Raw genomic sequence first — 15,071 nt, forward strand, 5'->3', positions numbered from 1 at the left:
ATCCCATCGATTTGGCCGCGAATCAGCATTGCCAGACCCTTTTGAGCCCTCAAATCCTCGGTCAAAACCGTTGACGGTTGGTTGCCGGGAGGCTCGATGCGTCGTTTCTAGACGAGAAATGGCAGCAACCGCAACGCCAAAAGATGGACAGAAGGGCTGACATGATCGCAGCGCCGGATGCGTGAAGGGACCGATGCCGGGTGTTTGGCCGACCGAACGCCGGCGAGACCGTCGAGCTACGCGGTGCGGCGAGCGCGAGCCCTGCTCTCCCAGCGGTTCAGCATCTGGCCGAGTTCGCCGGTGCCGACCGGCGTAGCGTTGCCGGCGATGGCGATCTCGTTGGTGTTGGCTGGTGCGTTGGCATTGAGCCAATCCGGCTCGCTGTACTCACGCCAGCGGCGCGCCTCGGCTCGCCTTTTGCGGGAGACGTAGTCGCGGGTGAAATAGCCTCCCGCAAATGCAATCCCGAGCAGCAAAACCAGTACGACGACAGCGACCACAGTAAACTCCGACCTACGCCCCGAATGATGTTCTGCCAGCATCGCGCAGGAGGTCAAGGCTTGACATGCTCCACAGCTTGGCAATGCCCCAAGCGCAGCTCCGGTAAACCCCGTCACGCCGGACGAATTTGTCGTTTCCGTGTTCGATGTTGCAGCGCTTTTGCCGCCCCGATATCTCGCTGAGGATGCGTACCTCCCCCTCGCAACCGTCATCGGACCGGACTAACCTTCACCCCGCTCGGCCGGATCAACCGGCCAGCCCAACATGACCGGGAGGACGCGATGACACGCCAAAAGCAGCGTGACCAGGATGCTGCGCTTTCACGACGAACGCTCGTTCAGGGGCTTGCGCTCGGCGCCGCCACTTTTGCCGGCGCCGGCTCCGCGCTGGCCCAGACCGGACCAGCCGCGCCGCCGACGACGATCACCACTCCGCCACGCGATTTCGGCCCCCACGGCGCGCCGACCACCTATTTCTGGGACCCCGACGTCATCGCGGTCGATCCGTCCTTCAACGATCTCGCGCAGCCCAACACGGCGATCAAGCGTCTCCATACGGGCCTGCTGTGGGCTGAAGGGCCGGCGTGGAGTGCACAGGGCCGCTATCTGCTGTGGAGCGACATTCCCAACAACAGGCAGATGCGCTGGAGCGAAGACGACGGTCGCGTCAGCGTGTTCCGCTCGCCGTCCAACAATTCCAACGGCAACTCGTTCGATTTCCAGGGCCGTCAACTTTCCTGCGAACATTTGACCCGGCGGGTGACGCGTTATGAACATGACGGCACCGCGACCGTGCTTTGCGACAACTACAACGGCAAGAAGCTGAACTCGCCGAACGACGTCGTCGCGCATCCTGACGGCAGCTACTGGTTTACCGATCCGCCCTATGGCGGCCAGCTCTACGAAGGTGAGCCCGATGCCGCGGGCGGTCCGAGCAATTCCGGCGGCAAGCTCAATCCGCGAATTGGACAGCCGGCCGGCTTCGCACCGGGCAAGCGCGAGCTGCCGACCAATTGCTATCGCATCGATCCTAGCGGCCGTGTCGATCTCGTCGTCACCGAGGAGCAGGTGCCCGACCCGAACGGGCTGTGCTTCTCGCCGGACTTCAAGAAGCTCTACGTCGTCTCAACCGGCAAGGGACCCGGCGACACCGGTGCCGGCGGCAAGGGCGAGATTATCGTGTTCGATGTTGGCAGCGACAACAAGCTCACCAACCAGAAGCGGTTCAGCGAGTGCGTGATCGACGGTGTGAAGTGCGGGCCGGACGGCGTGCGCTGCGACGTCAACGGCAATGTCTGGGCCTCCAGCAATGCCGGCCGCGCCGTCGGCTACAGCGGCGTGACGACGTGGTCACCGGAGGGCAAGCTGCTCGGCCGCATCCGATTACCCGAAGTGTGCGGCAACGTCTGCTTCGGCGGCCCCAAGCGCAACCGCCTGTTCATGGCCGCGAGCCAGTCGCTCTATGCGGTGTATACGGCCACGCAAGGCGCAGGACCGGGCTGAGCCCGCGCGAGACATCGCAAGCACGGGCGTCGGCGTGGATCGCCGGCGCCCGCGGTTCCCTGATCGCAATCAAGCTACGCCTCGGGCAAATCTCCGCCATCAATCCAACGAAGATTGAATCGCGCGGCAAGGCCGCAGCGCGGCGCCAAGGCATGTGCTCTCATGCTCTTCGTTCCCGCGCACGACTTGAACGAGGAGTTGCGCGATGTGCCGTATGCCAAACGACACCATCATCGTCAGCGTTGGGACCCAGCAATTCGTCACTGAGTTCGGGGACCCGGGCCTGCCGAACGACGGTCGCGGCGGCAGCGACAAGATGATCGCGACCGTCGACGGGAGCAACGCGGTCCTGATATTCGTTGGCGACGACCAGACCCTGCAAGCACATTCTCACGGCGGAAACGACCATCTCGCTGCGACCGTCACAGGCTTCGGCGACTACGTGTTCCTGGACGGCGATGCGCAGGCGATGTCCGGCGACGCCCGTGGCGGCAACGATGTACTTCATGTCGATGCATCGACATCGATCTACGCGACCCTCGGTGTTTTTGGCGATGCCGAAAGCGCCATGTCGGCCGACGCGAGGGGCGGCAATGACGTCGTCATGGCATCGATGGGAAACAGATCGTCCGGCGCGTTCAGCGGAGACTCCGGCAGTTCCATGAGCGACCATGCGCATGGCGGCAACGATATCCTCAGCGTGACCCAGGTCGGCAGTTACGGCGGCGCCTCAATGTCCGGCGATGCCCTCGTCTCCATGAGCGGCAATGCGCACGGCGGCAACGACATCCTCATCTACACCGTCGGTGCCGCAGCCCAATCCGGCGGCGCGTCTCTGGTCGGAGACGCCGGCTACATGAGCGACGATACCCGTGGCGGCAACGACATCCTGATCGCGGCCGTCGACGGCAACCCGGACTCCACGTCCATCGTGCTCGTGGGAGATGCCGCGAACATGTCAGGCAATGCGCATGGCGGAGATGATATCCTCCACGGCAGCAGCCTCGACGATTGGCTGTATGGCGATGCACGGACCTACGCCCCGTTCACAGCCGGCTCGATCGCGGGCGGCAAGGACATGCTGAATGGCGGTGGCGGAAATGACCAGCTCTGGGGCGGACCGAACGACGACGGTTTCGTCTTCAACAAGGGTTCGGGCCTGGACGTGATCAACGATTTCGACCAGGGCAACAAGGCTGTCGGCAGCACGGCGCGAGAGCATGATTTGATCAATTTGCACGATTACGGCTTCGCAGACTGGGCGGCGCTGAAAAGCCTGATCAGTGATGACAGCACAGGAAACGCGGTGATCCACCTGACGGCGACCGATACGATTACGCTCGAAGGGGTCCATACCGCGGATCTCCATGCGAAGGATTTCATTGTGTAAGGGAGCATTCATGCGCGTTGTGATCTGCGGCGGCGGCGTGATCGCGGCCTGCACCGCCTGGTTTCTCCGCCGCCGCGGCATCGAAATCATCGTCGTGGAGCGGACGGAGGTGGCGGCCGCAGCGTCAGGCAAGGCGGGCGGCTTCCTCGCGCGTGACTGGTGCGAGGGCTCGCCGCTCGATGCGCTGGCGCGACGGAGCTTTGCGATCCATGCGCAACTGCCGGAAGAGATCGCAGGCGATTGGGGTTATCGCCCGATGACCGCCTATAGCGGCTTCGTTACCGCCGATGGCCATCCGCACCGGGATGCACCGTCCGCCCTCGGCTGGCTCAGCAACGGCGTCATCATCGCGCAGCGCATCGGCACGATAGAGACCACTGCGATCGTTCACCCCAAAAAATTCACCGCAGCCGTGATGAACGCGGCGCTCGCGCTAGGCGCCGAGTTTCGCACCGGCCACGTGACCGGCATCATGCGCGATGCGGACGGCGCGACCGCGACAGGCGTCGAGGTCGACGGCCGCATCGTCGAAGCGGACGCCGTCGTGATCGCGATGGGGCCATGGTCGCTGCTCGCCGCGCAATGGATGAGCCTGCCCGCCGTCTACGGCCAGCGCAGCCCGAGCATCGTGTACGACACCGGCCCGGATGTGCCGGCCGATGCGCTGTTCCTGGAATCTGAAGAGAATGGCAGTGCCGTGTCGATCGAGGTCTTTCCTCGCGCTGACGGCAGCACGCATATCACCGCTCTCTCGGACATCGCGCCGCTGCCGCTCGATCCGGCCGCCGTAACGCCGGACAACGACGCGATCGCGCGCCTGCAAACCATGTCCGAGCGGCTGTCACCGCTGTTCCGCTCCGAGAGGATCATGGCGCGGCAGGCGTGCTTCCGGCCGGTGACACAGGACGGCCTGCCGCTGATCGGCAAGGTGCCGCGAACTGAAGGTCTTTATGTTGCGACCGGGCACAATGTGTGGGGCATCCTGAATGCGCCCGCCACGGGCGAGGTCATGGCGCAACTGATCGCGGAGGGTGCGACGCGTAACGTCGACATCTCGGCATTCGATCCGGCCCGGCTCGAGCCGCTCGATCCATCGCTGCTGCGAGCGCGCTGAACAAGGTTGCTTTGTCGATCATCGTTGTGCGCCCGCGATCGCTGCGCATGCCTACCGACGAAATCTGCATGCCTGCGCGTGAAAAGGGATCCGATAGCTTTCCTGCCCGCTATTTGCGCAGCGCTAGACTTTAGTTCGTCTCTCACAATCCTGGACGCAGTTTCACTTGCCGAGAATGTCTCCGCCGGTATAGTCGCGCGCATAATGGCTCATAAGAGGCCTGTTGAAGGGAGAGAACAAGATGAAGAAACCGCTCTCTGTTGCGTTGCGAATAGCACTCGGTACTGCCGCAGCCGCTGTGTTGATGACCTCAGGCGCGGCACTTGCGGCCGATCCGATCAAGATCGGTGTGATCGCGGAAGCGCAGGCGATTGCCGGCGCCTCCATCCCTCAGGCGGCACAGCTCGCGGCCGACGAGATCAACGCCAATGGCGGCGTCGACGGCCGCAAGATCGAGATCGTCTCTTACGACAATCACTCGTCCTCGGCAGATTCGGTGCGCGCGTTCCAGCGCGCGGTGAACGAGGACAAGGTCAACGCGGTCATCGCCAGCTACATCAGCGAGGTCGTGCTGGCACTTGAGCCCTGGGCCTCGCGGCTGAAGACGCCGTTCGTCACGCCCGGTGCCGCGTCCAACGAAATCAGCAAGAGCGTGCATGCCGACTACGAGAAGAACAAATACACCTTCCACGGCTATCTGACCTCCGCCGCGCTGGCGCTTTCCGTCTGCGACGGCGCCAAGGACCTGCTGGTCGACAAGATGCACATGAAGACCGCGGTCATCATGAGCGAGGACGCCGCCTGGACCAAGCCGCTCGACATCGGCTACGAGGAATGCCTGCCCAAGATCGGGCTGAAGGTGCTCGACCACATCCGCTTCTCGCCTGATACCACCGACTTCACGCCGATCTTCAACAAGATCGAGGGCTCCAAGCCCGACGTGATCATCACCGGCATCTCCCATGTCGGCGTGCAGCCGACGGTGCAGTGGAAGAACCAGCAGGTGCCGATCCCGATGTTCGGCATCGCCTCGCAGGCCACCAACGAGACTTTTGGCAAGGACACCAATCAGGCGGCGGAAGGCGTGCTCTACCAGGGCGTCTCTGGCCCTGGCGTCGCGGTGACGCCGAAATCGGTGCCGTTCGCCGAAGCCTTCAAGAAGAAGTTCGGCAACTATCCCTCCTATGCCGGCTACACCGCCTATGACGAGGTCTACTACATCGCCGACGCCGTGAAGCGCGCCGGTTCGACCGACGCCGACAAGCTCGTCGATGCTTTGGAGAAGACCGACTGGGAAGGCACGATCGGCCGCGTCCAGTTCTACGGCAAGGACGATCCGTTCACGCACTCGATCAAATACGGCAAGGGCCTGATCACCGGGCTGATGCTGCAATGGCAGGGCGGCAAGCAGAGCGCGGTCTGGCCCAAGGAAGTCGCCAAGGTCGACATCAAGTTCCCGAGCTTCATCAAGCTCTCGAACTAGCGGGACACGCTCCCGGGACCAGCTCCCGGGAGCTTCCACATGCGGGTCCCGCCGCACGTCGCTCCAGCAACATCGTCTCTCATCATTCAGATTGCCAACCCTAGATGCGTGCTTTCCAGATTCTGATCGATGGCTTCGCCATCAGCGCTCTCTATGCTCTCGGTGCCACCGGTTTCACGCTGATCTTCGGCGTCTCCGGCGTCCTCAACCTCTCCCACGGGGCCATCATGGTGGCGGCAGCGGTGGCGGCCTGGGCCGCCGCGAGCATCCTGAATGTCGGCACCTATGCCGGCGCACTGATCGGCGTAGGTGTCGCCCTTCTCACATCTTTTGCCACCTATTTCGCGGTGGTGAAGCCGATCCAGGACTCCCGGCGCATCCCGAATGAAGAGAAGGAAATCTTCGTCCTCACCGGCACGCTGCTATGGGGGATCATGATCCAGGAGGTGATCGCTTATTTCTTCACCAACAACGCCAAGACCGTGCTGCCGATCGTCGAGGGTGTCGTCGAAATCCTCGGCGTACGCACGCCCAGCAATGAGATCTTCACCGCGATCGTGTGCTGCTTCGTCATCGCGCTGTTGTGGCTCCTGGTGAACCGCACCCGCACCGGCAAGGCGGTGCTGGCCGCCTCGATGAACCCGCGCGGCGTCACCCTGCTCGGCCTCGAGCTCACCAACATCTATGTCGTGGTATGGGCGATCTACGGCATTCTCGCCGGCATCGCCGGCGTGCTGCTCGGAATGTTCCTCGGCGTCAGCTCCTACAGCGTCGGACCGCTGACCGCGAGCGCGTTCTCGATCGTCGTGCTAGGCGGCCTCGGCAGCGTCTCCGGCTCGCTGATCGCGGCGTTCGTGGTCGGCTATCTCGAAACGCTCACGGCCTATCTGGTCTCGCCGGCCTATCGCACCATTCCGGCGCTGCTGCTGCTCGTGTTCGTGATGTACATCCGGCCCCAGGGCCTTCTGGGGAGGCGCTGAGATGGCCGGCTTCTTTACGACACGCCTGTTCTTCATCTCGCTCGCGCTGGTCGTCATCGCGGCAACGCTTCCGCTCTACGTCTCCGGCTACGTGCTCGGGCTTCTCACCGTCGCCTTCTATTTCGGCGTGTTCGCGATGGCGTGGGACCTGCTGTTCGGGTTCGCCGGCGAGGTCAATTTCGGGCCGACCTTCCTGATCGGCGTCGGCGCCTACACCGCGGGCATCCTCAATGCCCAGTTCGGCTGGTCGGTTTACGCCTGCATCGTGCTCGGCGCGCTCGCCTCCGTCATCGCCGGCCTCGTGCTGGCGCTGCCGGCGCTCCGGGTGCGCGGACCGTATTTCGGCCTGACCACGCTGGTCGCGGTGCTGATGCTGCAGAATTTCATCGTGGTGTTCGCCGACCTCACCGGCGGCGAGATCGGCCTGACTATCCCCGACGTCATCACCATCAATGCCGGCGCCAATTACTGGATCGCCCTCGGCTTCATGACGATCTCGGCGGCCATTCTTTATGGCCTGTCGCAATCGCCTGTTGGCCTGGTGCTGCAAGCCAGCGGCCAGGACCCGGTGCAGGCCGGCGCGCTCGGCTTCAACATCGTCAAGCACAAACTCGCCGCCTTCATCGTCAGCGCGTTCTTCTCGGGGCTATCGGGGGCGCTGCTGGTGTTCTACTTCGGCACCGCCTCGGTCGGCACCGTCGTCGACGTGGCGGTCGGCGTCAACGTGATCGTGTCGGCCGTGCTCGGCGGCCGGCGCACGGTGCTTGGCGCGGCGCTGGGCGCGATCTTCCTGATCGTCGCTGGCGAGTTCTTAAGGCCCACCGGCGAGCTCGCGACCTTTATCGTTTCGGCCGTCGCGCTGCTCGTCGTGCTGTTCTTCCCCGGCGGCTTCCTCGGAGCGGCCCTCTCGCGTGAGGCGCGCTCGTGATGGATATGCGATCTTCAAACAGGGCCGTGCTCGAAGTCCGCGGCCTGACCAAGCGCTTCGGCGGACTGACGGCGGTGAAGAACCTCGGCTTCGAGGTCAATAGCGGCGAGATTTTTGGCCTGATCGGGCCGAACGGCTCGGGCAAGTCGACCGCAATGAAGAGCGTGATGGGCATCGAGCGCCCGACATCAGGCGAGGTGATCTTCGAGGGCGAGGACGTGGCCGGCCTTCCCGCGCACAAGATCGCGCGCAAGGGTTTTGGCATGGTGTTCCAGCATTCGCGGCCGCTGAACCGGCAGACCGTGCTGGAGAACATCATGGTCGCGCTGCTGCCGGACAGCCTGTTCATGCTGTTTCCGGACAAGGCGCTGGTCGAGCGCGCCAAATGGATCGCCGACCGCGTCGGGCTCGGCAACGTCATGAACCGCCGCCCGCCGACGCTGCCCTTTGCCGACCTGCGCCGGCTCGAGCTCGCCAAGGCGATCGCGCGCGATCCGAAGGTCGTGCTGGTGGACGAGCCCTTTGCCGGGCTGACGCGCGCAGAAGTCGACGTTTTCTCCGACCTGATCCGCAGCTTTCGCGACGAGGGCCGCGCGGTGATGCTGGTCGACCACAACGTCAAAAGTGTCGCGGCGCTGGTCGACCGCGTGCTCGCGATGTATCTCGGCGAGGAGATCGTCACCGGCAAGGCCGATGACGTCATGAAGAACGAGACGGTGCGGCGGGTCTATCTCGGTGGCGCCATCGAGACCCATGCGCGACCCGAGACCAGCTTCAAGGACAAGGTGCCGCTGCTCCAGGTCGAGAATGTCAGCGTGTTCTACGGCAAGGCGCAGGCGCTGGAGAACGTCTCGATCCACGTCCATGAGGGCGAGTTCGTCTCGATCGTCGGCCTCAACGGCGCCGGCAAGACCACGTTGTTCAACACCATCTCCGGCTTCCTGCCCTATAGCGGCGAGATCGTGCGCAGCGGCGAGAAGCTGCGCGGCACGACGCCGGCGAAGATCGCCCGCAGCGGCCTCGTGCAGTGCCCGGAATCGCGCGAGCTGTTCGGCGAGATGAGCGTGCGGGAAAACCTCGATCTCGGCGGGCAACATCTGGCCGACGACAAGCGTGCGGTACAGCTCGCATGGCTGTTCGAGCTTTTCCCCATCCTGAAAGAGCGTCAGGGCCAGATGGCGCAAACACTCTCCGGCGGCGAGCAGCAGATGCTTGCGATCGGCCGTGCGCTGATGATGCAGCCGCAGATCCTGATCCTGGACGAGCCCACGCTGGGCCTCGCCCCCGTCATCCTCGAGCTCCTGTCCAAGGCCCTGGAGAAGCTGCGGCAGACGACGTCGATCACGGTGCTGCTCGGCGAGCAGAACGTGACCTTCGCGCTTCCGCATGCCGACCGCGTCTATGTGCTCGAACATGCAAGGATCGTCTGGGAGGGCGATCCGGGCCGCTTCGCCGCGGAGGCTGGCGCCGATTTTCTCTAGTTCGCGCATACCAACAACAAAAGAAGCAAAGGGAACGACCATGCGACCATCGCCGAATTTGAGCAGCAGCTTCCTCCTCGCCTCCGCGCTGGCGCTGTGCCTCGCTGCTCCCGCCTACGCGCAGTCGAACGAACCGATCAAGATCGGCGTCATCGCCGAAGTGCAGTCGATTGCGGGTGCCGCGACGCCTGGCGGCGCGCAGATCGCCGCCGACGAGATCAACGCGAAGGGTGGCATTCTTGGCCGCAAGATCGAGATCGTGACCTACGACAACAAGAGCTCCTCGGCCGACTCGGTGCGTGCATTCCAGCGCGCGGTGAGCGAGGACAAGGTCTCCGCCGTGATCGCGAGCTACATCAGCGAGGTCGTTCTCGCGCTCGAACCCTGGGCGGCGCGGCTGAAGATGCCGCTGATCACCCCCGGCGCGGCCTCGAACGAGATCACCAAGGCGATCCATAACGACTATGAGAAGAACAAGTACACCTTCCACGGCTATCTGACCTCGGCCGCGCAAGCGCAACTCGTCTGCGACGCCGCCAAGGATCTGCTGGTCGACAAGCTCAAGTTCAAGACGGTCGCGATCATGAGCGAGGACGCCGCCTGGACCAAGCCGCTCGACGTCGGCTACGAGGCCTGTCTTCCGAAAGCAGGCCTCAAGGTCGTCGAGCACGTGCGGTTCTCGCCTGACACCACCGACTTCACGCCGATCTTCAACAATATCGAGGCCAAGAAGCCGGACGTCATCGTTACCGGCATCTCGCATGTCGGCGTGCAGCCGACCGTGCAGTGGAAGAACCAGCAAGTGCCGGTCCCGATGTTCGGCATCAGCGCGCAGGCGCTGAGCCCGACCTTCTGGAAGGACACCAATGGTGCCGCCGACGGCGTCCCGTCGCTGGCGGTCGCAACGCCCGATGTCGCCGTGACCTCCAAGACGAAACCGTTCGCGGCGGCGTTCAAGGCCAAGTTCGGCTCGCCGCCGGCCTACACCGGCTACACTGCCTATGACGAGGTCTACTTCATCACGGAGGCGATCAAGCGCGCGGGCTCGACCGATCCCGACAAGATGGTCACTGAACTCGAAAAGACCGACTACGAGGGCACGATCGGCCGCATCCAGTTCTACGGCAAGGACGACGAGTTCACCCACGGCATCAAGTCGGGTCCGACGACCGTGTCAGGTCTGGTCTTCCAGTGGCAGGACTCCAAGCAGGTCGTGGTCTGGCCCGAGAAGATCGCGGAGGGCAAGCTCAAGTTTCCGAGTTTCGTGAAGCTGTCGCAGTAACCGGCCGAGCCCGCCACCGGGCTCGGTACTGGGCACCCATCACCCTGAAAGGCCCGTCGCTTCAATCGCGACGGGCCTTCGTTTTGTGCAGAACGCAACCAGTACGCTGGCATCGGTGGACCCATCCTGCGATCCTGCCGTTAACCTCCTATGCGTGGGCCGGAGCAGCCAGATGGACGACCGACCAAGACAACCCGATGGCCTGATGCAGGATGACGGCTTCGTTCGCGTGCGAGGCGCGCGTGAGCACAACCTCAGGAACGTCGACGTCAGTATTCCACGCAACGCCCTCGTCGTGTTCACGGGCGTATCGGGCTCCGGAAAATCATCGCTCGCCTTTGGGACGATCTACGCCGAGGCACAACGACGATATCTGGAATCGGTGTCGCCTTACGCGCGGCGTCTCTTCCACCAGATGCAGATCCCCGAAGTCGACGACATCGAAGGCCTTCCGCCCGCCGTCGCGCTCCAGCAGCAGCGCGGCGCGCCGACGACGAGGTCGTCCGTCGGCAGCGTGACGACCATCTCGAACCTGCTCAGGATGCTCTATTCCCGTGCCGGCGATTACCCGCACGGACAAAAGATGCTCTATGCGGAATCATTCTCGCCGAACACGCCGGAAGGCGCCTGCCCGACCTGCCACGGCATCGGCAGGATGCTCGACGTCACCGAAAAATCGATGGTGCCCGACGACACCAGGACCATCCGCGAGCGCGCCGTCGCGGCCTGGCCCAGTGCCTGGCAGGGACAGAACCTCCGGGACATCCTGACAACGCTGGGCTACGATGTGGACAAGCCCTGGCGTGAGCTACCCAGGAAGGACCGCGAGTGGATCCTGTTCACGGAGGAGCAGCCGACCGTTCCGGTGTATGCCGGTTACACTGCAGCAGAAGTCAAACGGGCCCTGCGCCGCAAGGAGGAGCCGAGCTATCAGGGCACGTTCACCGGCGCCAAGCGCTACGTGATGCAGACCTATGCCAAGTCCGAGAGTGCGATGATGAAGCGCCGCGTCGCGCAATTCATGATCACCCAGGACTGCCCGACCTGCCACGGCACGCGTTTGAAGCCTGAGGCGCTCAAGGTGAAGTTTGCCGGCCTCAACATCGCCGAGATGTCGCATCTGCCGCTCAAGCAACTGCAAGTGGTGGTCAGGCCGTTCGCGAAAGCCTCGAGCGACAGGTCGGAAAAGGCGGTCGTGGCAAGGCGCATCTGCGAGGATTTGTCGGCGCGGCTGGCCGTCCTGCTCGACCTCGGGCTTGGCTATCTCGCCTGCGAGCGCAGCACGCCGACGCTGTCGCCGGGCGAGTTGCAGCGCTTGCGTCTGGCGACGCAGGTCCGCTCGAACCTGTTCGGCGTCGTCTATGTGCTCGACGAACCATCCGCCGGCTTGCATCCCGCCGACACCGAGGCGCTGCTGCGGGCGCTGGACCGGCTCAAGCACGCGGGCAATTCGATCTTCGTGGTCGAGCACGAGATCGAGGTAATCAGGCATGCCGACTGGCTGGTGGACGTCGGGCCGGATGCCGGCGAAGGCGGCGGGAACATCCTCTATAGTGGACCGCCCGCAGGGCTCAGTCAGGTCGCGCAATCCCGAACCGCCCATTATCTCGCCCATCCACGAAAGCCGCTGCCGACGGTCCGCCGCGAACCGAAGGCGCATCTGAAAGTCCGGGGTGTGACCCGCAACAATCTTCGCGGCCTCGACGTCGATGTCCCGCTCGGGGTTCTCGCCAGCGTGACCGGCGTGTCGGGCTCGGGCAAATCGAGCCTGATCAGCCAATTCCTCGTCGATGCCGTGGCGGAGCATCTCGGCCATACACGGACCGCGGAAGCGGATGACGACAGCCTGGCAGCACCCGCGATCGAGACATTGGGTGGCAAGATCGTCGCCGGCCTCGATCAGGTCGATCGCCTCGTGGTGGTCGATCAGAAGCCGATCGGCCGCACGCCGCGGTCCAACCTTGCGACCTATACGGGCCTGTTCGACCACGTCCGGCGGTTGTTCGCCGCGACGCCGCAGGCAAAATCCCGCCGCTACGATGCCGGGCGCTTTTCCTTCAATGTCGCAAAAGGCCGATGCAGCACCTGCGAGGGCGAGGGATTTGTCTGCGTCGAGCTTCTGTTCCTGCCCAGCGTCTACGCACCCTGCCCGACCTGCCAGGGCGCCCGTTACAACGACAAGACGTTGGAGGTGAAGGTCCGCGGAAAATCCGTCGCGGATGTGCTGGCGATGCGCGTCGACGAGGCCTTCGAATTCTTCCGCGAAGATCCAACACTGAACCGGTCGCTATCGGTCGTCCGCGAGGTCGGCCTCGGCTATATCCGCCTCGGTCAGTCCGCGACCGAATTGTCGGGCGGCGAAGCCCAGCGCATCAAGCTCGCGACCGAGCTCATGCGTCCGCAACGCGGCCACACGCTCTATGTCCTGGACGAGCCGACCACCGGTCTTCATCCCAGCGATGTCGAGCGCCTGATCGCCCAGCTCGAGCGCATCGTGGACGCCGGCAACAGCGTGGTCGTGGTCGAGCATGACATGGATGTCGTCTCTCATAGCGACTGGATCATCGACCTCGGTCCCGGTGCCGGCGATGAAGGCGGCCGTATCGTTGCGTCGGGAACACCGCAAGAGGTCGCGGAGGCCGGCGGGAAGACCGCCGGCTATCTCGCCCGACGCTTGAAACAGTAGCGGGCGATCTCGTCGTCACCCATTTCGCAATTGCGTTCTGCGCCGCGGAGCCAGACCCCGACTTTCGCCATGTTGACTTTCCGCCGCCCCGCTCCCCATACTTCGAAAAAAGATAACAAGACCAAGTCATAAAACGATTTTGAGGGAGGATAGGATGCCGACTTCACGCAGGCAGCTGCTGAAGAGCTCGGCGGCTGCCGCCGCCGCACTCAGCCTCGATTGGACACGGGCCCAGGCGCAAGCCGAGAATTTGCGCATCGGCCTGATCTACGACCTCACCGGTCCGTTCGCCGCCGGCGGCTCGGTCGCCTCCTCGGTCGGCGCGCAGATCGCCATCGACCTCGTCAACGAAAAGGGCGGCATCGGCGGCAAGACCAAGATCGTGCCGGTCGCGGCGGACTCGCAGAGCAAGGCGGACGTGGCGATCAACGAGGCCGAGCGGCTGATCAGCCAAGAGAAGATCGACATCATCAACGGCGTATATTCCAGCGCGCATGCGGTGCCGATGGCGGCGAAGGTCGAGCAGCAGAAGAAGATCCTCTGGATCACGACCGCGGTCTCGACCGCCGTGTTCAAGGACAAGAACCTGCAATATGTGTTTCGCGCGCAGATCCATTCCGATCAGTACGGCCAGGCGTTCGCGGGCTTCGTCGCCGAGCACGCGCAGGGCAAGCTCGGCATGGACCCGAAGGACGTCAAGGTTGCCTTGATCCACGAGGACGGCCCTTATGGCGTCGGCGTCGCGGCGGCCGACGAGGCCTATGCCAAGCAGGCGGGCATCCAGGTGGTGATGCGGGAAGGCTATTCGGCTTCCGCGCCCGATCTGTCGGTGCTCGTGACCAAGCTCAAGCGCGCCAAGGTCGATGTGATCTCGCATGCCGGCTACAACCCCGACATCACCCTGTTCCTGCGTCAGGCCCGCGAGAGCGGCCTGCGCTTCAAGATGCTGTTCGGCGCCGGCGCCGGCTACAGCCAGCTCGACAAGCTGCGCGCGACCTTCGGCCCCGACATCGACAATTTCTGCAACATCGACCCGGTGCCGGCGCAACTGCTCGATGCCGCCAAGCTTGCGCCTGGAATCGGCGATCTCACCAAGACCATGGTCTCGCGCTATCAAGCCAAGACCAGCGCCACCGACGTGCCGCCGCATTGCTCGATGGGTTTCAACCAGACCTGGATCTTGCTCAACAACGTGCTGCCGGTCGCCAAGGAGAAGTACGGCAGCTTCGAGCCCGAGGCCATTCGCAAGGCCGCGCTCGACGTCGACATTCCCGCCGGCGGCACCATCCAGGGCTATGGCGTGAAATTCTTCCCGCCGGGCACGCCGATGTCCGGCCAGAACGAGCGCTCGACCCCAGTGGTGATGCAGAACGCCGGCGAGCACATCTCGGTGGTGTGGCCGACGAACATCCGGACGCGGGACCCGGTGTTTCCGCTACCGAAGGGGTCGACCTACGGGACGTAATGGCGGCGTGCCGAAATGGATTGTCCGCGTCGGCGCCATCTTCCCCTCTCCCCTTGCGGGAGAAGGTGGCGCGAAGCGCCGGATGAGGGGTTTATCTCCGCGAACACAGCTGTGAGAGGTTTGCTCGCGGAGATAACCCCTCACCCGTGGGGGGGGGGGGGGGGGGGGGCCCCCCCCCGGGGGCGGGGGCGGGGGGGGGCGGGGCGCGGGCGGGCGGCGGGGGGGGGCGGGGGCGCGGGGCGGGCGGGGGGGCGGGCGG

The 15,071-nt window shown here is 64.2% G+C and carries 11 protein-coding genes; 10 read left to right on the plus strand and 1 reads right to left on the minus strand.

From position 1 onward, the window contains the following. Positions 1–236: 236 nt before the first annotated feature. Positions 237–500, minus strand: coding sequence for a hypothetical protein (locus tag AC0L2J_RS14610; protein ID WP_473391005.1), 264 nt, complete (start codon positions 498–500; stop codon positions 237–239). A gap of 282 nt (positions 501–782) precedes the next feature. Here AC0L2J_RS14610 and AC0L2J_RS14615 point away from each other — a divergent pair, with 282 nt between their 5' ends. The 10 genes from AC0L2J_RS14615 (at position 783) to AC0L2J_RS14660 (ending at position 14,812) form a co-directional block, all read left to right on the plus strand. Further along, the gene (locus tag AC0L2J_RS14615) at positions 783–2,003 is read left to right on the plus strand and encodes an SMP-30/gluconolactonase/LRE family protein (RefSeq protein ID WP_473391008.1); all 1,221 of its coding nucleotides are present in this window, start codon (positions 783–785) and stop codon (positions 2,001–2,003) included. A 205-nt stretch (positions 2,004–2,208) separates the two neighbouring features. Then, complete coding sequence (locus AC0L2J_RS14620) at positions 2,209–3,393, plus strand: hypothetical protein (RefSeq protein ID WP_473391011.1); 1,185 nt, start codon at positions 2,209–2,211, stop codon at positions 3,391–3,393. A gap of 10 nt (positions 3,394–3,403) precedes the next feature. Then, on the plus strand, positions 3,404–4,507 hold the full coding sequence (locus AC0L2J_RS14625; protein ID WP_473391013.1) for an NAD(P)/FAD-dependent oxidoreductase: 1,104 nt from the start codon (positions 3,404–3,406) through the stop codon (positions 4,505–4,507). Positions 4,508–4,748: 241 nt separating this feature from the next. Then, positions 4,749–5,990 (plus strand): ABC transporter substrate-binding protein, encoded by a 1,242-nt coding sequence (locus AC0L2J_RS14630; protein ID WP_063995325.1) that lies wholly within the window; start codon positions 4,749–4,751, stop codon positions 5,988–5,990. Positions 5,991–6,094: 104 nt separating this feature from the next. After that, positions 6,095–6,970: a branched-chain amino acid ABC transporter permease gene (locus AC0L2J_RS14635; protein ID WP_007601104.1), complete on the plus strand. Its 876-nt coding sequence runs from the start codon at positions 6,095–6,097 to the stop codon at positions 6,968–6,970. A 1-nt stretch (position 6,971) separates the two neighbouring features. Next, positions 6,972–7,898: a branched-chain amino acid ABC transporter permease gene (locus AC0L2J_RS14640; protein WP_007613257.1), complete on the plus strand. Its 927-nt coding sequence runs from the start codon at positions 6,972–6,974 to the stop codon at positions 7,896–7,898. Then, the gene (locus AC0L2J_RS14645; RefSeq protein WP_473391017.1) at positions 7,898–9,379 is read left to right on the plus strand and encodes an ATP-binding cassette domain-containing protein; all 1,482 of its coding nucleotides are present in this window, start codon (positions 7,898–7,900) and stop codon (positions 9,377–9,379) included. Before AC0L2J_RS14640 ends, AC0L2J_RS14645 begins: the two co-directional genes overlap by 1 nt. A gap of 40 nt (positions 9,380–9,419) precedes the next feature. Further along, positions 9,420–10,661 (plus strand): ABC transporter substrate-binding protein, encoded by a 1,242-nt coding sequence (locus AC0L2J_RS14650; RefSeq protein ID WP_473250162.1) that lies wholly within the window; start codon positions 9,420–9,422, stop codon positions 10,659–10,661. A gap of 172 nt (positions 10,662–10,833) precedes the next feature. After that, on the plus strand, positions 10,834–13,347 hold the full coding sequence (gene uvrA, locus AC0L2J_RS14655) for an excinuclease ABC subunit UvrA (RefSeq protein WP_473391019.1): 2,514 nt from the start codon (positions 10,834–10,836) through the stop codon (positions 13,345–13,347). Positions 13,348–13,501: 154 nt separating this feature from the next. Further along, complete coding sequence (locus tag AC0L2J_RS14660; RefSeq protein ID WP_473391023.1) at positions 13,502–14,812, plus strand: ABC transporter substrate-binding protein; 1,311 nt, start codon at positions 13,502–13,504, stop codon at positions 14,810–14,812. Positions 14,813–15,071 lie beyond the last annotated feature (259 nt).

It is taken from the genome of Bradyrhizobium sp. MV1.5, assembly GCF_055807615.1.

What these genes read in the sequence shown, in the direction of transcription:
- AC0L2J_RS14640 (WP_007613257.1), top strand. Translation starts at nt 6,972, where the DNA reads ATGGCCGGCTTCTTTACGACACGCCTGTTCTTCATCTCGCTCGCGCTG.
- AC0L2J_RS14645 (WP_473391017.1), top strand. Translation starts at nt 7,898, where the DNA reads ATGGATATGCGATCTTCAAACAGGGCCGTGCTCGAAGTCCGCGGCCTG.
- AC0L2J_RS14635 (WP_007601104.1), top strand. Translation starts at nt 6,095, where the DNA reads ATGCGTGCTTTCCAGATTCTGATCGATGGCTTCGCCATCAGCGCTCTC.
- AC0L2J_RS14660 (WP_473391023.1), top strand. Translation starts at nt 13,502, where the DNA reads ATGCCGACTTCACGCAGGCAGCTGCTGAAGAGCTCGGCGGCTGCCGCC.
- AC0L2J_RS14620 (WP_473391011.1), top strand. Translation starts at nt 2,209, where the DNA reads ATGTGCCGTATGCCAAACGACACCATCATCGTCAGCGTTGGGACCCAG.
- AC0L2J_RS14630 (WP_063995325.1), top strand. Translation starts at nt 4,749, where the DNA reads ATGAAGAAACCGCTCTCTGTTGCGTTGCGAATAGCACTCGGTACTGCC.
- AC0L2J_RS14650 (WP_473250162.1), top strand. Translation starts at nt 9,420, where the DNA reads ATGCGACCATCGCCGAATTTGAGCAGCAGCTTCCTCCTCGCCTCCGCG.
- AC0L2J_RS14625 (WP_473391013.1), top strand. Translation starts at nt 3,404, where the DNA reads ATGCGCGTTGTGATCTGCGGCGGCGGCGTGATCGCGGCCTGCACCGCC.
- AC0L2J_RS14615 (WP_473391008.1), top strand. Translation starts at nt 783, where the DNA reads ATGACACGCCAAAAGCAGCGTGACCAGGATGCTGCGCTTTCACGACGA.
- uvrA (WP_473391019.1), top strand. Translation starts at nt 10,834, where the DNA reads ATGGACGACCGACCAAGACAACCCGATGGCCTGATGCAGGATGACGGC.